Source organism: Janthinobacterium sp. 344, from assembly GCF_900112025.1.
Lineage (GTDB): Bacteria > Pseudomonadota > Gammaproteobacteria > Burkholderiales > Burkholderiaceae_D > Janthinobacterium.
Window position 1 is genome coordinate 773,424 of record NZ_FOKL01000001.1, and the last position, 18,474, is coordinate 791,897.

Consider the following 18,474-nt stretch of genomic DNA (forward strand, 5'->3'; position numbering starts at 1 on the left):
GTGTAGCAGGGCGCCGCCCTGTTGGTAAATCTCAAAACGCGCTTCCTGGTGCAAAGCGGTCCCACAAGAGCTTTTCCGCCAGGAAATAAGTGTTCCTACTGTTGTATTTTGAAATACTACCATTGGCCTGCAGGCAAGACCACGCCGCGCACAAGAAATCCTGCCGCCGAGCCGCACGTGTGGCGGCGCCGCATCGCCCCCATTGTGGCCAAACACACGGTCTTTTTGTTAATGTTGTCTATACTGAAGGTGCAGTAGTGTTGATAATTATCAAGTGTTTGCATGAATACAATGCTGGCGTCACGTCTACAATAAGGACGTTGCGCGCACTGGTCCACCGCCGAAGGAGCTGCCATGTATAAGAAAATTCTGATCGCCACGGACGGGTCCACCGTTTCCAACCTGACGGCCTGCGCCGGCGTGGCCTTTGCCGAACAAATGCACGCCGACATCCTCGCCGTGTACGTGGCACCGGAATACCAGTACCCGGTGTACATCGAGATCATTCCGCCCAGCTATCCCAGCGAAGAGGAATACCGCATCGCCATGCGCAAGGCGGGCGCCGACCACTGGCAGCCCATCCTGGACGCGGCCGCCAAGCGGGGCCTCGTCGCGACAGGCTTGACGGCGTTTTCCGACAGCCCGGCCCTGAAGATCGTCGAGGTGGCGCAACTGCAGCAGTGCGACCTGATCTTCATGGGTTCGCACGGCCGCAGCGGCTGGGGCCAACTACTGCTGGGCAGCGTGACGAACAAGGTGCTGTCACATTCGAAGCTGCCCGTGCTGGTGCACAGGCTGATCAAGGAACCCGCGCCGCAATAGCGGGTCACATGGCAGCAGGGTGCCGACAACAGGCAACTGTTAAGAAAAAGGCAAATGCGCCGCCGTTTTCAGTTAATATGACAAGCTTACTCGTTTCTTAACATTGGGATCCCGGAAACGGCCCCACCAGATTGCCCGCCTATGATACGCATTGTGATTGCCGACGACCACACCATCATGCGCGAGGGCTTGAAGCGCATACTTGACGGCGCGCCGGACATCGATATCGTCGGCGAAGCCATCGACGGCTTCGAAGTGCTCAACCATGTGCGCCAGGGCGGCTTCGACCTGCTGCTGCTCGACCTGTCGATGCCGGGCCGCAGCGGCGTCGACCTGATCCGCCAGATCCGCAGCGAAGCGCCCAAGCTGGCCATCCTGATTCTCACCATGCACGAGGAAGAACAGTATGCCGTGCGCGCCATCCGCGCCGGCGCGCAAGGCTACCTGACCAAGGAAAGCGCGGGCACGCAACTGGTGGGCGCCATCCACAAGGTGGCATCGGGCCGCCCCTACATCAGCGCGGAAGTGGCCGAGCAGCTGGTGCTGAACATCATGATGCCGAACGAGAGCCTGCTGCACAAACAGTTGTCGGACCGCGAATTCGAAGTCTTTTCCCTGCTGGTAGCCGGCAAGTCGATCACGGAAATCGCCAACAATCTGCACCTGAGCGTGAAAACGGTCAGCACGCACAAGACGCGCATCATGCAAAAGATGGGCATGAGTTCCCTGTCGGAAATGGTCCAGTACGCCGTCGCACACCGCCTGCTCTCCCCCTTCAAGACCTGATCCCGCGCCGCGCCTCGGTGGCGCCAGGCGTAGGAACAATCCTACGCCACCTGCCGCAGCTCCTACCGGCATATTCAGCCACTGCTGATATTAATTCCATACGGTTGTTGGCATACTGAAACCAGTAATCAAGTTGCTGGGAAGTTATTTCATCACACGGCACATCTTCAGCGAATTGAGCATTACCTGCCAGGACGCGCGCCGCCGGCCTTGCGCCGTGACCGCTGCCTTGCGCACTCCGTCATTCAACTCTGAACTACCTGTCACCAGGAGATGAACATGCTGTCCACGCAAACGCCTGAAACCCGCCCTGCCGCCGCATCGCTGCCCCCATCGTCGTCGATGGAGGCGGGACGCCAGCGCCAGGGGCGGCTGTGGTCGAACCTGAAGGAAGTATGCGACTTGCTGCATATCTCCAGCGCCTGCACCATCGCCGCCGACGAGCTGCTGTTCCAGCACGTGCAATTCAAGACGGGGCAGCGCGTGCACACGATCGGCCAGCCCTTCGACACGCTGTACATCGTCAACTCGGGCTTCCTGAAAACCGTCCTCATCGATGAATTCGGCAATGAGCAAGTCCTCAGCTTCCCCATGAAGGGCGACATGCTGGGCGTGGATGGCATCCATTCGCGCCATTATTCGTCGGAAGCGGTGGCCCTGTCCGACTGCGACCTGATCCTGCTGCCGTTCAAGAAGCTCACGGCCCTGGGCCGCGTGCACCTGGAACTGGAAAATGTCATGTACGGCGTGATGAGCCGCGAGCTGGTGCGCGAGCAAGCCATGATCGGCATGCTGGGCGCGCTCAGCGCCGAAGCCCGCGTGGCGCGCTTCCTCGTCTCGCTGGCCGACCGCTTCGCGCAGATGGGCTATTCGAGCAAACTGTTCAACCTGCGCATGACGCGCCATGAAATCGGCAGCTACCTGGGCCTGACGCTGGAAACCGTCAGCCGCACCCTGTCCGCCTTCAATGAAATCGGCCTGATCACGGTGGACCAGCGCACCATCGGCATCAAGGACCCGGACGCCCTGAAAACCCTGCGCCGCCTGCCGCCATCGCGCTCGCGCGCCAAGCAGCTGGCCGCCGCCAAGCTGAAAGCCGACACGGCAGCGGCCGCCACAGCGTCGGCGCAATTGCTGGCCACCATCTAAGGCATTCCCCTTCATTCCAGCTTGGCACAGGCTTGGCCCGGCCAAGGCGCGCAAACGCCTTGCCGGGCCTTTTTTGCTGCCGGATCCCCTTGCGCGCCCTGCCCGCGCCGCGTTCCCACGCCCCCTCCATCCCCTGCGCCCGGTCCCTGTAAAAAAGCGCGGATTGCGCACAAATAAGCCTTGCTTTTCGGGCCACATTCAACAATAATGCAAATACGAATCATTCTCAACTGAGACAAAGAAAGCCCAACATGCAAAGCTCAAAACCAGCCTTGATCCAGGATGCCGCCACCGCCCACGTCCGTCCGCCCGTCAGCATGGCGCAGCCGGCGCGCCGCATCACCAGCGAAGCGCTGCTGCAGCAGGGCCGCGAAGTGGAGATTGAACACAGCGGCAAGATTTATCGCCTGCGCGTCACGCAATTGAACAAGCTGATCCTGACTGCCTGAAGCAGCGCGGCAGCCAGCCACCCCACTCGCCAGCCAGTCGTGCCCATCGCGTGCGCCAGCCAGCCCAATCACCGCACAGGAGCGTTTGATGGCGACCGACCAACCTGCTTCGAAGTTTTCGTCCGTGAACGGGCAACAGCCTGAGTTGATGCTGTCGGCCGTGCTGCACCTGATGTCGCATTACCACGCCAACGGCGCCTGCCCGAAACTGGCGGGCGTCATCGAACGCCATTTGCAGGCACTCTCCAGCCTGCCCGACCTGGGCCCCGTGCTGCAAGCCACCTGCCAGCAGCTGTCGCAGCAATGGGCCGCGCTGGTGGCCCTGCACCGGCCCGTGCCGCCGAAAGCCAGCGTCATCGCACGCCTGGCCCGCATGCTCGGCGCGAGGCGCGCCGCCATGCCCTTGCCGCAATAAACAGCTCGCCATCCCTTTCTTATACCGCCCACCAGGATATCGCCATGTGTGACAAAGACCAGTCCTTGCCCGTCATCAGCAATTGTTCCAGCGGCGAGGCCGACACGGCCGCGCTTGCATCACGCCGCCGGCGCCTGTGGGAACTGTCGCATACCTGCCATTGCCCGCTGGTCGGCGTGGGCTTGCCGCTCGGCTATCTGCGCAAGCTGGTGGGCAAGATGACGGGCGGGCGCGTGCTGGCCGACGATTACGAAGTGCACGTGGGTGCCGTGACGGAATGCGGCGTGCGCAACCGCTTGTCGGAAGCGCTGCAAAAGGAACTCGAACGCCGCTATGCTCCCGTCATCCTGCGCTTTCGCGGCGCCAAGACGACGGAACAGGTAGCGCAACTGTGGCGCACGGCCGTCGCCAACGGCGACGTGTCGGGCGCCTTCTGGGCCGGCCTGACGCACCCGCGCTGCGACGCGGAACTGGAAGAACAGATGTGCCGCGACCTGCACATGATCCAGCACCAGGCAGGCGCGTGCGTGCGCGCCGACATGGGCAAGTTTACGGCCTTGCAGGAAGAAAATGCGCGCCTGACGCATGAACTGGCCAAGCTGCAACAGCGCAGCCAGGCCATGCTGCTGGAAAAGACGGGCGACCTGGAACGCCAGGAAGCCGTGCTGCTGCGCACGCGCTTTGACTCGATCAGCAAGGATAGCGTCATCGAGGAGTTGCGCGCGGAACTGGCGCAGTTGCAGGCGGCGATACCCGCGCTGGAATCGCGCACGCGCCTGGTGGAACGCCTGGCGCAGATGGATGAGCGCGAGAAGGAATTGCGCCAGCAAATCGCCGACTTGAAACAAGCCCAGCCGCGCCAGGGCACGGCCGTGCCGCCACCGGCGCCCAAGCTGGAAATGCCGACGGGCGGCAAGCTGAAAATGCCGATCCGCCTGGTCGATCAAAGCGTCCTGTGCGTGGGCGGGCGCAGCGGCAATGTGGCCACCTACCGCGCCCTCATCGAAAGAGTGGGCGCGCAGTTCGCCCACCACGATGGCGGCCTGGAAGACAACGCCAACCTGCTCGATTCGAGCCTGGCGGCGGCCGACCTGGTGATTTGCCAGACAGGCTGCATCAGCCACAGCGCCTACTGGCGCGTGAAGGATTATTGCAAGCGCACGGGCAAGCGCTGCGTCTTCATCGACAACCCCAGCATCTCCAGCCTGGCGCGCGGCCTGCAGGAAGTGAGCGGCGACATGGAGCCTGCCGCGCTGCACACGGCAGAGTAGGAGTCGACCGGGCGACGTGCTTGCGCCTCGCGCTTGCGCCTCGCGCTTGCGGCTCGCGCTTGCGCCACGCGCTTGCGCCACGCGCTTGCGCCGCCCGCGCCGCTTACACCGCTGGCACCGCCAGCTCGCGCGCGATGGCGTCGCGCAGGATGGCATCATCGACCGTGGTGTCTGGCGAGAAACGCCCCACCACCTTGCCATCCTTGCTAATTAAAAACTTCTCGAAATTCCACAGCACGTCGGCAGGCTGCGCCTGCGTGATGCCGTAGCCGGCCAGCTTGGCGCGGAAATCGCTGCCCGGCTTTTCCTGCGCCCGCGGCTGCTGCTCGACCAGGCGCTGGTACAGCGGATGCTGGCCCGGGCCCTTGACGACGATCTTTTCAAACATGGGAAATTGCACGCCAAAGGTGCCGCGGCAAAAGTCCGCGATCTCGGCGTTGCTGCCCGGCTCCTGCGCGCCGAATTCGTTGGCGGGAAAACCGGCCACCACCAGGCCCTCGGCCTGCTTGTCGGCGTAGAGTTTTTCCAGCCCCTCGTACTGCGGCGTCAGGCCGCAGGCGGACGCCACGTTCACCACCAGCACCACCTTGCCCCGGTATGCATCGAGGCTGGTGGGCTCGCCATTGATGCGGCGCAAGGGAATGTCGTAAATGCTCTCACTCATGATGGCTCTCCTTGGATGAAACAGCCATCATAGCCGCCCGCGCGCGAATGTGCTGGCAGCGGCAAAAAACTCAATACACGTCGCGCCGGTAGCGTCCTTCGGCCGCCAGCGCGTCGAGCGCGGGGCGGCCCAGCATCTCCTGCAGGGCCTGGTCCACGCCGCCCGCCATGCCGGCCAGGCTGCCGCAAACATACATCGCCGCCCCCTGCTCCAGCCACAGCCTGACTTCGTCGGCATTGCCGCGCAGGCGGTCCTGCACATAGGTCCGCTCCGCCTGGTCGCGCGAGAACGCCAGGTCCAGGCGCGGCAGGTCGCCGCTGGCATGCCAGCGTTCAATTTCCTCTCGATAATGGAAATCGTGGGCCAGGTTGCGTTCGCCAAAGATCAGCCAGTTGCGCCGCTGGCCCGCCAGCACGCGGCTTTTCAGGTGGCCGCGCAAGCCGGCGATGCCGCTGCCATTGCCGATCAGGATCAGGGGCCGCTGGGCATTGTCTTCCAGGCGGAAACGCCGGTGCTGGCGCAAGCGCAGCTGCACCACGTCGCCCACCTGCGCCTGCGCCGTGAGCCAGCCCGAGGCCAGGCCCAGGCTGCCATCGGGATGCGCATGCTGGCGCACCAGCAAGTGCACGCCGCCATCGTGCGGGATCGAGGCGATCGAATATTCGCGTGGCTGGGACGGGTCGGCGGGCGCGGCCACCTGCACCAGGTCGCCCGACTGCCAGTCGGGCAAGCTGCCCGCCACGGGCGCCAGTTCCACGTGATAGATGGCGCCGCCCGCGCTGCCCGGGTTGAGCAGCTGCCTGTGCGTGAGACGCCAGTCGCCAAACGCCGGGGCGCTCCAGTCCGGGGCATCGCTGGTACCGGCCAGGTGACTTAAATGCTGGAACCACTGTTCGATGGCGGCATGGGCACTGCGGTCGACTTCGATGCGCTCGAACAGGCGCGACGCGCCCTGCCCCGCCAGCCAGGCGTCGAGCGCGCGGCCAAAGCCGCAGAAATGGCCATAAGCGCGGTCGCCCAGGGCCAGCACGGCAAAATGCAATTGCGGCAGCGCCAGTTCACCCGTCATCAGGCGGCCCATGAAGGCGGCCGCATTGTCGGGGGCATCGCCTTCGCCATAGGTGCTGACCAGGAACAAGGCCCGTTCCGCTTGCCGCAAATCGTCGGCTGTCACGTCCGCCAGCGGGCACAGGTGCACGGCAATGCCGGCCAGTCGCAGGCTCTGCGCCGTTTGCGTGGCCAGCTCTTCGGCATTGCCCGTCTGGCTCGCATACGTCACCAGCCAGGGCCGGCTGTCAGCCAGCGCCGCCTTGGCGGCATCGGCCGCGCGGCGCCTGGCCTGCGTGCGCAGCCAGGGCGCCAGGCACACGCCCGCATAACTGAGGGACAGGGCGGCCAGCAAGGCCAGCCGCGTCGTATCGTGCGTAAAAATCATGGAAAGTAAGTCTTCATTCGTCGAGCATGGCCAGCAGCTGGCTGCTCAGAAATTCGCGGTAGCCGTGGCCGTCGCGCTGCAGGAAGCGCGCGGCCAGGCCCTGCTCCTCGGCCAGCGCCATGCCGGCATCAACGCCCAGCACGGTCAAGGCCGTCGACCAGGCGTCGGCCGCCATGCACTCGGCATGCACGACGGTGACGGAGGCGAGCTGATTGGCGATCGGCACGCCGCTGCGGGGATCGATCGTATGGGAGAAACGAACCGTGCCATCTTCAAAGAACCGCCGGTAGTCGCCCGACGTCGCCACGGACAAGCCGTGCAAGGCCAGCAGCATTTCCGCCGGATGGCTGTCGGCTCCGGCGCCGTCGACCTGCTCCAGCATGACCCACCATGGCTGGCCGTCGGGCTTGCTGCCAGCGCCGCGCAGCTCGCCGCCCACTTCCACCAGGTAGTGATGGATGCCCTGACTCTCCAGGTAGCGGGCCAGGCGGTCCACGCCATAGCCCTTCGCAATGGCGGACAGGTCGAGCTGCAAGCCGCCGGGCTGGCGCGCGCGGCGCGCCGGCAAGTCCAGCTCCAGGCGGCGGCGCTGGCGCTGCGACAGCAGCAGGGCCACCGTATCGTGCTTCGGGGGCAGAAAGCCGGGCTGGTCGTAGCGGTGGCGCGGGCCGAAGCCCCAAAGGTTGACGAGCGCGCCGGCGCAGGGATCATAGGCGCCGCCCGACGCCTGCGCCACGTGCATGGCAAAGCCCAGCACGTCGCAAAACGCGGCGGGCAGGCTGTGCCAGCTGCCGGGCTCGGCCCGGTTGAAACGGCCCAGGTCGGACTCCTCGCTCCAGTGGCTCATCTGCGCCACGACCAGGTCCAGCTGCTGTTGCAAGCCCAGCTGCAAATCTCCGCTGCCCGCGCGCCCCGGCATGGCGGGCTCCACCAGGCGCACGGACCAGCTGGTACCCATCGTCAGGCCGCGCAGATCCCGGATCGCGGCGCCGGGCGGCGCGACCTGATCGGAAATATGCTGGGGCAGCAGGACCCGGCGCATCGGCACGCTCGTCGCTGGAATACCGCCGCTTACTGCGGCAGCACTTCCACGGAGGCCGCGTAGGTGGCGCGGCGCTCCGGCATCACGGGCGGCTGGCCGGCCACGGCTGGCGCGGCCGCGGGCCAGGTGCTGCTCAGGTAATACATGCCGGCGGCGGGCACCGTAAACGTGATCTCGCCCTTGGCATCGGTGCTCTGGCGGATTTCGCCGAGCACGCCACGGTAACGCACGCCGCCTGGCACCAGGCTGAAGGCCTGGTTCGCCGCCGGCTTGCCGTCGATCAGGAAACGCCACGTGGCTTTCTCGCCCGCGCGCAAGTCGTTCGGATGGGTGACAGGCACGAATTCCAGGCCCACGCCCGTCGGCTTGAACACTTCCGTGCTGGTTTCGCCATTGCTGAAGAAGGTTTCCAGACGGGCTGCCGTGCGCGTGATTTTCAAGTCCTTCGCGTCGGCCGGCACGTCCTTCTTGAAGCTTTCCTCGTTGCCGCGGAAGCGCTTCTGCTCGCCATTCACGGTGTAGCTGCCCATCACGTTTTGCGACACGATGGCGGCCTTGTAGGTGCCCGGCTTTTCCATCTTGACGTCAAACACGCTGCGCAAACGGCCCGTGAGGGTATTTGCCGGCGTCACTTTCGCCCCATCGGGACCGATGACTTGCAGCGCGTCGAGGCGCAGCGGCTGGTGGTCGATCTCGAACAGGCCGTCGGACACGGCGGCGTCCACCGTGACCCAGGCATCCTTGCTTTCCACCATCGTGCTCGATGGCACCATCCAGCCGCGGTGGGCGTGGGCATTCATGGCCAGGCCGGCCAGGGCCAGGGCGATCAGCGATTTATTCAGTTGTTTGAACATCATGGTGCGCCTTTATGGTTTGAGTTGGACGACGACATTGCCGAGTTCTTCCTTGCCCTTGGCCGGCACGGACTGGGCCGATTTCAGCGGCCACTGGAACGGCACGCGCACCAGTTCGCGTCCGCCCGCTTCGCGCGCCGCTTCCACCACGACCTGGTATTCACCGGCCGGCAGCTTGTCGAGCAAGGCCTTGGCGCCGGGGAAGGTCAGCGTGTGTTCGCCGGGCGCGCGCGTGGCGCCGCTGACGCCGTCGACGGGCATGGCCAGGTCGCGGCCGCTCTTGCGCCACCATTGGCGCATGTCCTTCAGCCATTTCTCGCCCGCCTTGTCCTTCTTCTTCACGTCGTACAGCACGGCCAGATTGCCGACTACCTTCTGGTCCGCCGTTTCCAGCCATGCCGCCACGTACGGACGGTGGTATTCCGCCACGTTCAGTTGCGGAATTTCAATCTTGAGGGACAGGTCGGCCGCCATCGCCGACGTACCGATCAGGGGAAGGCCAAGCGCCAGGGAGTAGCGTAATTTCATGGTGTGCCTGTAAAAAGTAAAATAAAAACGATCAGTGAATAAACAGCAAGGCGATCGCGCAGGGTATCAGGATACCGAGGCCAACCATCGGCCAGGTAAATGGCCGGTTGGCCGCGTGGAACTTCAAAATCAGCAAGCCGGTCAGGCAAAACACGATGCAGGCGCCGGCGAAAATGTCGATGAACCAGTTCCAGGCCACGCCCGTGTTGCGGCCCTTGTGCACATCGTTGAGCCAGGACACCCAGCCCCGGTCCGTCAATTCATATTCGGCGGCGCCGTCTTCCAGGCCGATGCGCACCCAGGCGTCGCCGCCCGCCTTGGGCAGCGGCAGGTACACCTCGTCGACGCTCCATTCGGCGGAACGGCCGCCCGCATTGAGCGACCATTGCTGCTTGAGCCAGGTTTCGGCGGTGGCCGGCAAGGGTGCGTTGGCGCCATCGTGACTGCCGGCATACGCGGCCAGTTCCGTCACCAGCGGTGCCGGCAATTGCGCTTTCTGGCGCGTGACCGACGGCTTGGCTTCGATCTGGCTGGCGTGGTTCAGGGTGATGCCGGTGATGGCGAACAGGAACATGCCCAGCAGGCAAAGCGCCGAGCTGATCCAGTGCCATTGGTGCAAATTCTTCAGCCAGACAGCGCGGCTGGCGTTGTTCTTGGCCTTGTCCGCGGCGCCCGCGTTACCCATCGAGTGCTCCCGGCGAGCGGCGAGCCAGGCGGCGCGGCAAGTCAGTGTGCTTCATTCCCATCCTTCAATCAGAGTCCATGCGCATAGTTTCAAACAAATGATAATGATTATCATTTATTAAGTCAATACATGGGAAGCCGCGTCTAGCCAGCGTTTTGTAACAACCTTGAAACATGGCACGGTGGTGGCACGCCTGCGCCACTACGTAAGCTGGCGTACAGAGCCGCCCGACGCGTCCGCCTATGCTGTTGTTCAGGACAATCAACCAGGAGCACACCATGCAACAGTATTCCAGCGAACAACTGGCCGGCATCGCCGCCAAGATCAAGAGCGTGAAATTCGGCATGCTCACCACCAGCGACGATATGCGCACCCTGACGAGCCGGCCGCTGACGCAGCAGCAGGTCGACAACGAGGGGCAGATCTGGTTCTTTGTCTCGGACGACGCCAGCTATACGCGCGACTTGCTGAATAATCCGCAAGTCAATGTGAGCTTTGTCGACACGGGCGACAGCCTGTACGTCTCCGTCTGCGGCCATGCGCAACTGCTGAAAGACCGCGCCAAGGCGGAGGAACTGTGGAGCCCGCTGGTGAAAGCCTGGTTCCCGGGCGGACTCGACGATCCGAAACTGTCGCTGATCAAGGTGACGATCCAGTCGGCGGAATACTGGGACAGCAGCGCCAGCAAGATGATGCAATTCTATGAAATGGCCAAGGCCGCCATCACGGGCGAGCCGCCGAAGGATGTGGGCGAACATGGCCGGATCGACCTGTAGCAAGCTTGCCGGCCTTCCCTGTGGCGGCCTGCATGCCCACCGACACGCCAGCCCCGCTCCCCCGCCTCACGGCCTTTGCCGGCCAGCGCAACGTGGCCGCCGGCGCACTGCACGCCGTGGCGCAATCGCTGAAGGCGCTGGTGACGCGCGATCCCGATGCGCAAATCCTGATTGTCGATGATGTGAGCGGCAGCCAGGTGGACCTGAATCTGCATGGCAGCCTGGCGCAGGTGCTGTAGCGCTTGCCGCGCGCGGCGGCGCAGGCGATGCAGGTGCCCGCGCCCGCTCCGGCACGCATGGCGGGCCGGCCAAAGCTGGGCGTGGTGGCGCGCGAAGTCACCCTGTTGCCGCGTCACTGGGCATGGCTGGCGACCCAGCCGGGCGGCGCCTCCGTGGCCTTGCGCAAGCGGGTGGAACACGCGCAACGGGGCAGCAAGGCGCAGGACGAGCAGCGCCAGGCGCGCGACGCGGCCGACCAGTCGCGGCCTACCAGTTCCTGCGCGCGCTGGCCGGCGATGCCCCCCGGTTTCGAAGAGGCCAGCCGTGCCCTGTTCGCCGGGCTCCTGGCATGCGTACAGGAATGGCCAGACGACGTGCGCACGCACGTCTTGCAGCTGGCCGAACGGGGATGGTCCGACGCTTGAGCGCGGGCTGATGACAGATCAGACGCCCGTGCTGCCGGTCGTATCGGGCGCGTCGTCGGCGCTCTGCCGGTTCTGGCTGGCGGAGCCGGACTGGTGATGCGGCAAGCGGTCGGCACGCCGCACCTCGCCGATGGAAAACAGGTCGTCGCCGATATCGAGTCCTTGCTCGCTATCGACCAGCACAAAGCTCTCGGCCGACTCGGCCGTGCTTTGCTTGCTGCCCGCCGCGGACGGCGCTGTGCCCTGGCTATTGCCTGGCTGTGGCGTGGTGGAGTTGCCCATCATCTTCTCCCTGATCGTTAAGTGACCATGCAGACTGCATGCGTGCGCAGGCACTGCGCGCTAATGGCAACGGCGCTGCCAGCGCTGCCATTTCATCATAGTCCATGCCTGCTGCATTGCATCAAAATTTTGCGGCCCAACGCAAGAACGCGTCACACGGCCGGCGAGGCGCAGTCTCCCCGCCGGCCATGCTCACCTTGATGCCCATCCTGCTTACTTGTTGCGCGAGCCCGCACCGGAACTGGACCCGCTGCCGCCACTTTGCTTGTTGCCACTGTCGCGGCTGCCTTCCTGGTTCATGCTGGCGTTGTCGCGCGTGCCGCCGCTGCTGGAAGCGCTTTGTCGGTTGGCATCGTTCTTGTGGCTTTGGCTGCCCGCGCGGCGCGCTTCTTCCGACGTGAATTCATGCGCCGTGCCTTTTTCATGCGCGGCGCGCCCCCCTTCGCTGGCGATTTCACGCTGCTGGGCCGGGTCCATGGAAGCAAAACCGCGCTTGCTGGTATCGCTTTGCTTGCTGCCGCTGCTGCCGCCACTGCCGCTGCCGCCAGTGGCTTTACTGCCGCCTTGCTGTTTGTTGTCGCTCGATGTGGCCATGATGATCTCCTTGATCGATAGAATCAGAAACAGTGCAAACCATGCAATTCTTCCCCCTCGCATGGCAAGGGAGCAGTCATCTTAGTGCGCCCATGGGGCGCAAGAAATAGGAGGATGGCAAGCGCTGATGTAGGATGAGTCCCGCCCTTGGTGGCGCGGTTACTTTTAATTTTTCACCAAAAGTACCAGACACTCAGCAGTGCGGGGGAAGGGCGAAAATCACCGCGTCGGCCGTCACGTACACGCGCTCGCCACTGGCCGGACGGACCGCATGGCCGCCCGTAAAGGCGCCGAACGACGGCAAGACGGTGCGCGCCGCGCCCAGCAAGAAACACGGCAGGCGCAGGCCGCCGCGCAGTCCCGTTGCCGTGGCGCGCAAGTGAAACACGGGATGCACATGGCCGGCCAGCACATGGCCAGGTGCCGGCGTTTCCGGGTGATGGCAGAACGACAGATGGCCCACGGTATGCGGCTCGTCGGCCATGTGGATGCCCAGCGCCGCCGCCGGGTCGCCCGCATGCAGGTCGTGGTTGCCGCGCACCACCGTCAGGCGCAGGCGGGGATGGCGATGTCGCCACGCCAGCATGTCCGCCACCGTGGCCGGCGCATGCGCGGCGCGCGCATGCAGGAAGTCGCCGAGAAAGACGATTTCCTCGCAATCGTGGGCCGCCAGCAAGGCGTCGAGCGCCAGCAGGTTTTGCGTGGTGGTGCCGCGCGGCACGGGCACGCCCAGCGCGCGGAAGGACGCGGCCTTGCCGAAATGGATGTCGGCGATGACCAGCATCTTGCGCGCCGGCCAGTACACGGCCTTTTGCGCCAGCAGCCAGACGCGCTCGCCCGCCAGTTCCACCACGCAGTGGTCCTGCCCCTGCCCGCTCATGCGGCCGCCTTTTCCAGCGCGCTCACCAGGCGCGCCACGCGGTCCGACAGTTTTTCCGTCGTCAGCTGTTCGCGGAAGCGCTCGACCATCAGGCCGAAGGCAAAGGGCGAGGCCCGCTCCAGGGGCTGCAGGGAAATTGCCCGTGCATGCAGCTCGCGCAAGGTGTCGCGCAGGCGCGTCAGTTCCAGTTCCTGCTCCAGCACTTCGCGCTGCGCCTGGCTCAACAGCAAGTTGGCCGCGTCGTGCTTGCGGAACACTTCAAAGAACAGCGAGGACGAGGCCTGCAGCTGGCGCGCGCTTTTGGGCTGGCCAGGATAGCCCTGGAACACGAGGCCGGCGATGCGGGCGATTTCGCGGAAACGGCGCTGCGACAATTCCGTCGCGTTCAGGCTGGCCAGCACGTCTTCCAGCAAGTGGTCCGTGCTGAACAGCGCCAGCCCCGCGCCCGTGGCCGCGTCGAACAGCGGCGCGTAATCGAGCTCGCTGGCGCCCAGCAATTCAAAACCGTAGTCGTTGACGGCGATGGACAAGGTGGCCGGCTGCGTGCGGGCGATGCGGTAGGCCAGCAGGGACGCCAGGCCCAGGTGCACGGACCTGCCCGCGAACGGATACACGAACAGGTGCCGCCCTTCGCGGCTGGACAAGGTTTCCACCAGCAGGGCCGTGCGCGTGGGCAAGGCGGACCAGCGCGCCTGGATCGCCAGCAATGGCGCCAGCGCGCGCATCTCGGGGCCGCTGGCGCGCCCTTCCTGCGCCAGCTGCAACTGGTCCAGCACGGCATGCGCCAGTTCCGACGACAGCGGCATCTTGCCGCCCTGCCAGCGCGGCACGGCGCCGCGGCTGCCCGTGGCGCGCCGCACGTAGGCCGTCATCTCGTGCACGCGCACGAATTCCAGGATGCGCCCGCCAAACAGGAAATGATCGCCCTGCCGCAAGCGCGAAATGAACGATTCCTCGATGCTGCCGATCCGTCCGCCGCTCATGAACTTGACCTGGATCGCCGCCTCCGACACGATGGTGCCGATGCTCATGCGGTGGCGCCGCGCCAGGGCGGCGTCCGGCACGCGGTACACGCCGTCGGCGTCCGGCAGCACGCGCCGGTATTCCGGATACACGGTCAGGCTTTGCCCGCCGCGCGCGACGAAATCGAGCGCCCACTGCCACTCGTCCGGCGTCAGGTGGCGGTAGGACCAGGCCGCGCGCACTTCCCCGTACAACTGGGCTGAAGAAAAACCGCCGCCCAGCGCGATCGTCACCAGGTGCTGCACCAGCACGTCGAGCGGCTTGTCCGGCACGGGGCGCGCTTCCAGGTGGCCCTGGGCCAGGGCCGCGCGGGCGCCCGCCGCCTCCAGCAATTCCAGGCTGTTGGTGGGCACTAAGGTGACGCGCGAGATGCGCCCCGGCGCGTGGCCGCTGCGTCCGGCCCGCTGCACCAGGCGCGCGATGCCCTTCGCGCTGCCCACCTGCAGCACCCGTTCGACGGGCAGGAAATCCACGCCCAGGTCCAGGCTGGACGTGCACACGACGGCCTTCAGCTCGCCCGTCTTCAGATGCTGCTCGACCCATTCGCGCACCTCGCGGTCGAGCGAACCGTGGTGCAGCGCGATCAGGCCCGCCCAGTCGGGCCGCGCATCGAGCAGGTGCTGGTACCACAGCTCCGCCTGCGAACGCGTATTCGTAAACACCAGGGTGGTGGCGCTGCCCTCGATCTCGGCGATCAGCGGCTGCAGCATCTGGATGCCCAGGTGGCCGCCCCAGGGAAAACGCGTGGGATTGACGGGAATCAGGCTGTCGACGAGGAGGCGCTTTTTGACCTTGCCTTCCACCAGCACGCCGGCGTTTTCCGCGCCCAGCAGCACGTCCTGCGCCTGGCGCAGATTGCCCAGGGTGGCCGACAGGCCCCACGTCACCACGGCGCCGTTCCAGCGGCGCAGGCGGGCCAGCGCCAGCTGCACCTGCACGCCGCGCTTGCTGCCCATCAGCTCGTGCCACTCATCGACGATCACCGTTTCCAGCAGGCCGAAGCGTTCGTGCGCGTCGGCCTGGCTCAGCATCAGGGACAGGCTTTCCGGCGTGGTGACGAGCACATCTGGCCAGGCCTTCGCCTGCCGCGCCCGCTGCGCCGCGCTGGTGTCGCCCGTGCGCGCTTCGACGCGCCAGCCGGGCGCGAGATCCGCGCCGGACGCTTGCAGCGCGCGCACCGTGTCGGCCGCCAGCGCGCGCATGGGCGTGATCCACAGCACGCGCAAGCCCTGCTTGCGTCCTTGCCGTCGCAGGCGCTCGGCGCGCAGCAAGGCACCGAACCACACGGCGTAGGTCTTGCCGGACCCCGTGCTCGCATGCAGCAGGCCGGATTGCCCTTGCGCCGCGGCGCGCCAGACGCCGCGCTGGAACGGGAACACCGTCCAGCCGCGCCCGAGGAACCAGGCGTCGATGCGCTGCGCCAGCGTGCTTTTGCTCATCGCTTGCTCACGGCTGGTCCTTCATGCGGCGCTCGCCAGCATGGCCTTCAAGGTGGCCAGGGTGTCGGCGTCGGCGATCGTCTTGTCTTCACGGCGGCGCAGGATGCGCGGGAAGCGCACGGCGATGCCCGCCTTGTGGCGGCCGGACGCGGCGATGCCTTCGAAGCCGATCTCGAACACCATGCTCGGCTTGACGCTGCGCACGGGACCGAATTTTTCGATCGTCGTCTTGCGGATGGCGGCGTCGACCTGCCCGATCTCCGCATCCGTCAGGCCCGAATATGCCTTGGCGAACGGCACCAGCTTGCGCTCGCCCTCCTCCACGTCATCCCACACGGCAAACGTGTAGTCCGTGTACAGCGAGGCGCGCCGGCCGTGGCCCGCCTGGGCATAGATCAGCACGGCGTCGACGGAATACGGATCGATCTTCCACTTCCACCAGGTGCCCACGTCTTTCGTGCGGCCCACCCCATACGCGGCCGACATGGCCTTGAGCATCATGCCTTCGACGCCGCGCGCGCGCGATTCCACGCGGATGGCCGCCAGCGCCTCCCAGCTTGCCGCCTCGATGCGCGGCGACAGGCGCAGCGCCGGCGAAGCCACTTGCGCCACCACGCCTTCCAGCAGCGCACGCCGCTCCCGCTGCGGCAGGTGGCGGATATCCACGCCATCCATTTCCAGCATATCGTAGGCCACCAGCACGGCGGGCAGCTCCGCCAGCAGCTTGGGCGAGACCGTCTTGCGGCCCATGCGCTTTTGCAGGTCGGCAAACGCGGATGGCACGTCGCCCGGCTGCCAGATGAGGATTTCGCCATCGAGCACCGTGCCTTCCGGCAAGGGCACTTGCGCCAGTTCGGGAAAGCGCTCCGTGATCAGCTCTTCGCCGCGCGACCATAGCCAGCTGGCGCCAGCGCGGCGCAGCAGCTGCGCCCGCATGCCGTCATACTTCCATTCCACCAGCCAGTCGCCGGGCTCGCCCAAGGTTTCCGGCGCCGCCTGCAAGGGATGGGCGAGGAAGAATGGATACGGCTGGCCGCCGCGCAGCGCGTGCTCGCCGTCCGATTGCGCACTGATCAGTTTTAAAAATCCCGCGCCCGTGGGGCTGACCTTGCCATCGGTCCAGCCCATCAGGCGCTGGGCGATCAGCTTGCTGTCGATGGCGGCGATGGACGCCAGCGCGCGCGTCACCAGCAGTTTCGAGACGCCCACGCGAAAGCCGCCGCCGATGAGCTTGACAAGCAGGAAGCGCTCGCGCGTTTCCAGTTCGTCCCAGTACGCCAGCAGGCTGGCGCGGATGGTTTCCGGCGCCGCGCCGCGCAAGGGCGCGATGCGCTGCTCGATCCACTCGGCCAGGCCGATGTCGCTGCGCTGGCCCGGCGCGGGCAGGATCAGGGCGATGGTTTCCGCCAGGTCGCCCACGGCGTGGTACGCCTCGTCGAACAGCCAGGCGTCGAGGCCGGCGCGCTCGGTCGCCAGCTCGCGCAGCAATTTGCTGGGCACGGCCTGGCGCGGCTTGCCGCCCGCCAGGAAGTAGACGGCCCAGGCCGCATCCGCGGGCGCGGCGCGCTGGAAGTACGCCTGCAGCGCCGCCAGCTTGCGGCTGGTGGACGTGGTGTCGTCGAGTTCTCCGTACAGCTGGGCGAATTCACGCATGGGGCAGCTCCTCCGGTGGCGCGGGCGCGGGCGTGCTAGCCGTGTCATCGGCCTCGTCATCGCCATATTCCGTCTCGAAGCCGCCTGCCTGCCAGCCGTTCTGCTGCAGCCAGCGCACCATCACGGGAATCGAGCCGTGGGTGACGATGATGCGCGGCGCCTGCGTGGCCGCGATGGCTTGCATCAGGCCGGGCCAGTCGGCATGGTCGGACAGCACGAAACCCCGGTCCACGCCGCGCCGGCGGCGCGCCCCGCGCAGCAGCATCCAGCCGCTGGCAAACGCATCGCTGTAGTCGCCGAAGCGCTTCATCCACGGCGAGCCGGCGGCCGACGGCGGCGCGATCACCATGGCCGTCTTCAGGGCCGCCTTGTCCGTGACGTCGCCCACCATCACGGTGGCCGGCAGGGCCACGCCCGAGGCGCGATAGACTTCCGTCAGGGCCTGCGCCGCGCCATGGCAGACGATGGGGCCGATGGACGGATCGAGGCCGGCCAGGATGCGCTGCGCCTTGCCGAAGGCATAGCAGAACAGCACGCTGGTGCGTCCCTCGGCCGCATTCCTGCGCCACCACTGGTTGATGTCCTCATTGATTTCCTGCGGCGCCTGCCAGCGGTAGATGGGCAGGCCAAAGGTGGATTCCGTGATGAAGGTATCGCAGCGGACGGGCTCGAACGGCACGCAGGTGGGGTCCGGCTGAAGCTTGTAGTCGCCGGACGCCACCCATACTTCGCCGCCCGTTTCCATGCGCACCTGGGCCGAGCCCAGCACGTGGCCGGCCGGATGCAGCGACACGCGCACGCCGTGGTGCTCGATGCTTTCGCCATATGCCAGGCCCTGGATGGCGACGGGCCCCAGGCGCGCGCGCAGCACCTGCACGCCGGGCGCCGCGCACAGATAATGCCGGTGCCCGACTCTCGCATGGTCCGCATGCGCATGCGTGATGATGGCGCGCTCGACGGGACGCCACGGGTCGATGTAAAACTCGCCCGGCACACAATACAAGCCTTCCTTGCGCACCACCACCATGTCCGCCATGCCCTGCTCCCTGCGTTAAAAAGCCGCGTTGCATGGGCTGATTCTAG

The 18,474-nt window shown here is 65.9% G+C and carries 19 protein-coding genes and 1 pseudogene; 8 read left to right on the top strand and 12 right to left on the bottom strand.

Features of this window, described 5'->3' with window-relative positions:
- Positions 1–354 precede the first annotated feature (354 nt).
- The 6 genes from BM193_RS03495 (at position 355) to BM193_RS03520 (ending at position 4,892) form a co-directional block, all read left to right on the top strand.
- Positions 355–822 (top strand): universal stress protein, encoded by a 468-nt coding sequence (locus tag BM193_RS03495; protein ID WP_092795409.1) that lies wholly within the window; start codon positions 355–357, stop codon positions 820–822.
- Positions 823–963: 141 nt separating this feature from the next.
- Positions 964–1,608: a response regulator gene (locus BM193_RS03500; RefSeq protein ID WP_034750556.1), complete on the top strand. Its 645-nt coding sequence runs from the start codon at positions 964–966 to the stop codon at positions 1,606–1,608.
- Positions 1,609–1,950: 342 nt separating this feature from the next.
- Positions 1,951–2,757: a Crp/Fnr family transcriptional regulator gene (locus BM193_RS03505; RefSeq protein ID WP_092797003.1), complete on the top strand. Its 807-nt coding sequence runs from the start codon at positions 1,951–1,953 to the stop codon at positions 2,755–2,757.
- A gap of 251 nt (positions 2,758–3,008) precedes the next feature.
- Positions 3,009–3,206 (top strand): hemin uptake protein HemP, encoded by a 198-nt coding sequence (gene hemP, locus BM193_RS03510; protein WP_034750559.1) that lies wholly within the window; start codon positions 3,009–3,011, stop codon positions 3,204–3,206.
- Positions 3,207–3,294: 88 nt separating this feature from the next.
- Positions 3,295–3,621 carry a hypothetical protein gene (locus BM193_RS03515; RefSeq protein ID WP_092795411.1) on the top strand — a complete coding sequence of 109 codons (327 nt, stop codon included), beginning with the start codon at positions 3,295–3,297 and terminating at the stop codon, positions 3,619–3,621.
- A gap of 44 nt (positions 3,622–3,665) precedes the next feature.
- Entirely contained in the window at positions 3,666–4,892 is a 1,227-nt protein-coding gene (locus tag BM193_RS03520; RefSeq protein ID WP_092795413.1) for a DUF2325 domain-containing protein, read from the top strand.
- Between the two features lie 103 nt (positions 4,893–4,995).
- Here BM193_RS03520 and BM193_RS03525 read toward each other — a convergent pair whose 3' ends face one another.
- The 6 genes from BM193_RS03525 to BM193_RS03550 all read right to left on the bottom strand — a co-directional run bounded on the left by BM193_RS03525 (position 4,996) and on the right by BM193_RS03550 (position 10,100).
- Entirely contained in the window at positions 4,996–5,556 is a 561-nt protein-coding gene (locus BM193_RS03525) for a glutathione peroxidase (protein WP_092795416.1), read from the bottom strand.
- A gap of 70 nt (positions 5,557–5,626) precedes the next feature.
- Positions 5,627–6,991: a sulfite reductase subunit alpha gene (locus tag BM193_RS03530; protein WP_092795418.1), complete on the bottom strand. Its 1,365-nt coding sequence runs from the start codon at positions 6,989–6,991 to the stop codon at positions 5,627–5,629.
- 13 nt (positions 6,992–7,004) lie between these two features.
- The gene (locus BM193_RS03535) at positions 7,005–8,033 is read right to left on the bottom strand and encodes an FAD:protein FMN transferase (protein WP_092795420.1); all 1,029 of its coding nucleotides are present in this window, start codon (positions 8,031–8,033) and stop codon (positions 7,005–7,007) included.
- Positions 8,034–8,062: 29 nt separating this feature from the next.
- Entirely contained in the window at positions 8,063–8,887 is an 825-nt protein-coding gene (locus tag BM193_RS03540; RefSeq protein WP_092797005.1) for a DUF4198 domain-containing protein, read from the bottom strand.
- A gap of 12 nt (positions 8,888–8,899) precedes the next feature.
- Positions 8,900–9,415, bottom strand: coding sequence for a DUF2271 domain-containing protein (locus tag BM193_RS03545; protein ID WP_092795422.1), 516 nt, complete (start codon positions 9,413–9,415; stop codon positions 8,900–8,902).
- A gap of 31 nt (positions 9,416–9,446) precedes the next feature.
- Positions 9,447–10,100 carry a PepSY-associated TM helix domain-containing protein gene (locus BM193_RS03550; RefSeq protein ID WP_092795424.1) on the bottom strand — a complete coding sequence of 218 codons (654 nt, stop codon included), beginning with the start codon at positions 10,098–10,100 and terminating at the stop codon, positions 9,447–9,449.
- A gap of 278 nt (positions 10,101–10,378) precedes the next feature.
- Between BM193_RS03550 and BM193_RS03555 the strand changes: the two genes are divergently transcribed.
- Together BM193_RS03555 and BM193_RS03560 are read left to right on the top strand one after the other, a co-directional pair.
- On the top strand, positions 10,379–10,876 hold the full coding sequence (locus BM193_RS03555; RefSeq protein WP_092797008.1) for a pyridoxamine 5'-phosphate oxidase family protein: 498 nt from the start codon (positions 10,379–10,381) through the stop codon (positions 10,874–10,876).
- A gap of 32 nt (positions 10,877–10,908) precedes the next feature.
- Positions 10,909–11,520 (top strand): annotated as a pseudogene (locus BM193_RS03560) (DUF2239 family protein).
- 18 nt (positions 11,521–11,538) lie between these two features.
- Here the strand turns inward: BM193_RS03560 and BM193_RS03565 are convergent.
- From BM193_RS03565 to BM193_RS03590, 6 genes are all read right to left on the bottom strand, one after another.
- Entirely contained in the window at positions 11,539–11,805 is a 267-nt protein-coding gene (locus BM193_RS03565; RefSeq protein ID WP_092795426.1) for a hypothetical protein, read from the bottom strand.
- Positions 11,806–12,015: 210 nt separating this feature from the next.
- The gene (locus BM193_RS03570; RefSeq protein ID WP_092795428.1) at positions 12,016–12,396 is read right to left on the bottom strand and encodes a KGG domain-containing protein; all 381 of its coding nucleotides are present in this window, start codon (positions 12,394–12,396) and stop codon (positions 12,016–12,018) included.
- 193 nt (positions 12,397–12,589) lie between these two features.
- Positions 12,590–13,276, bottom strand: coding sequence for a ligase-associated DNA damage response endonuclease PdeM (gene pdeM, locus BM193_RS03575; protein WP_092795430.1), 687 nt, complete (start codon positions 13,274–13,276; stop codon positions 12,590–12,592).
- Positions 13,273–15,738: a ligase-associated DNA damage response DEXH box helicase gene (locus tag BM193_RS03580; protein ID WP_092795432.1), complete on the bottom strand. Its 2,466-nt coding sequence runs from the start codon at positions 15,736–15,738 to the stop codon at positions 13,273–13,275. Before BM193_RS03580 ends, pdeM begins: the two co-directional genes overlap by 4 nt.
- A 21-nt stretch (positions 15,739–15,759) precedes the next feature.
- Positions 15,760–17,391: an ATP-dependent DNA ligase gene (locus BM193_RS03585; protein ID WP_092795434.1), complete on the bottom strand. Its 1,632-nt coding sequence runs from the start codon at positions 17,389–17,391 to the stop codon at positions 15,760–15,762.
- Complete coding sequence (locus tag BM193_RS03590) at positions 17,384–18,427, bottom strand: ligase-associated DNA damage response exonuclease (RefSeq protein WP_092795435.1); 1,044 nt, start codon at positions 18,425–18,427, stop codon at positions 17,384–17,386. Before BM193_RS03590 ends, BM193_RS03585 begins: the two co-directional genes overlap by 8 nt.
- Positions 18,428–18,474 lie beyond the last annotated feature (47 nt).

What these genes read in the sequence shown, in the direction of transcription:
- BM193_RS03545 (WP_092795422.1), bottom strand. Translation starts at nt 9,415, where the DNA reads ATGAAATTACGCTACTCCCTGGCGCTTGGCCTTCCCCTGATCGGTACG.
- BM193_RS03525 (WP_092795416.1), bottom strand. Translation starts at nt 5,556, where the DNA reads ATGAGTGAGAGCATTTACGACATTCCCTTGCGCCGCATCAATGGCGAG.
- BM193_RS03540 (WP_092797005.1), bottom strand. Translation starts at nt 8,887, where the DNA reads ATGTTCAAACAACTGAATAAATCGCTGATCGCCCTGGCCCTGGCCGGC.
- BM193_RS03500 (WP_034750556.1), top strand. Translation starts at nt 964, where the DNA reads ATGATACGCATTGTGATTGCCGACGACCACACCATCATGCGCGAGGGC.
- BM193_RS03520 (WP_092795413.1), top strand. Translation starts at nt 3,666, where the DNA reads ATGTGTGACAAAGACCAGTCCTTGCCCGTCATCAGCAATTGTTCCAGC.
- BM193_RS03550 (WP_092795424.1), bottom strand. Translation starts at nt 10,100, where the DNA reads ATGGGTAACGCGGGCGCCGCGGACAAGGCCAAGAACAACGCCAGCCGC.
- hemP (WP_034750559.1), top strand. Translation starts at nt 3,009, where the DNA reads ATGCAAAGCTCAAAACCAGCCTTGATCCAGGATGCCGCCACCGCCCAC.
- BM193_RS03530 (WP_092795418.1), bottom strand. Translation starts at nt 6,991, where the DNA reads ATGATTTTTACGCACGATACGACGCGGCTGGCCTTGCTGGCCGCCCTG.
- BM193_RS03570 (WP_092795428.1), bottom strand. Translation starts at nt 12,396, where the DNA reads ATGGCCACATCGAGCGACAACAAACAGCAAGGCGGCAGTAAAGCCACT.
- pdeM (WP_092795430.1), bottom strand. Translation starts at nt 13,276, where the DNA reads ATGAGCGGGCAGGGGCAGGACCACTGCGTGGTGGAACTGGCGGGCGAG.
- BM193_RS03535 (WP_092795420.1), bottom strand. Translation starts at nt 8,033, where the DNA reads ATGCGCCGGGTCCTGCTGCCCCAGCATATTTCCGATCAGGTCGCGCCG.
- BM193_RS03585 (WP_092795434.1), bottom strand. Translation starts at nt 17,391, where the DNA reads ATGCGTGAATTCGCCCAGCTGTACGGAGAACTCGACGACACCACGTCC.
- BM193_RS03515 (WP_092795411.1), top strand. Translation starts at nt 3,295, where the DNA reads ATGGCGACCGACCAACCTGCTTCGAAGTTTTCGTCCGTGAACGGGCAA.
- BM193_RS03590 (WP_092795435.1), bottom strand. Translation starts at nt 18,427, where the DNA reads ATGGCGGACATGGTGGTGGTGCGCAAGGAAGGCTTGTATTGTGTGCCG.
- BM193_RS03495 (WP_092795409.1), top strand. Translation starts at nt 355, where the DNA reads ATGTATAAGAAAATTCTGATCGCCACGGACGGGTCCACCGTTTCCAAC.
- BM193_RS03505 (WP_092797003.1), top strand. Translation starts at nt 1,951, where the DNA reads ATGGAGGCGGGACGCCAGCGCCAGGGGCGGCTGTGGTCGAACCTGAAG.
- BM193_RS03565 (WP_092795426.1), bottom strand. Translation starts at nt 11,805, where the DNA reads ATGATGGGCAACTCCACCACGCCACAGCCAGGCAATAGCCAGGGCACA.
- BM193_RS03580 (WP_092795432.1), bottom strand. Translation starts at nt 15,738, where the DNA reads ATGAGCAAAAGCACGCTGGCGCAGCGCATCGACGCCTGGTTCCTCGGG.
- BM193_RS03555 (WP_092797008.1), top strand. Translation starts at nt 10,379, where the DNA reads ATGCAACAGTATTCCAGCGAACAACTGGCCGGCATCGCCGCCAAGATC.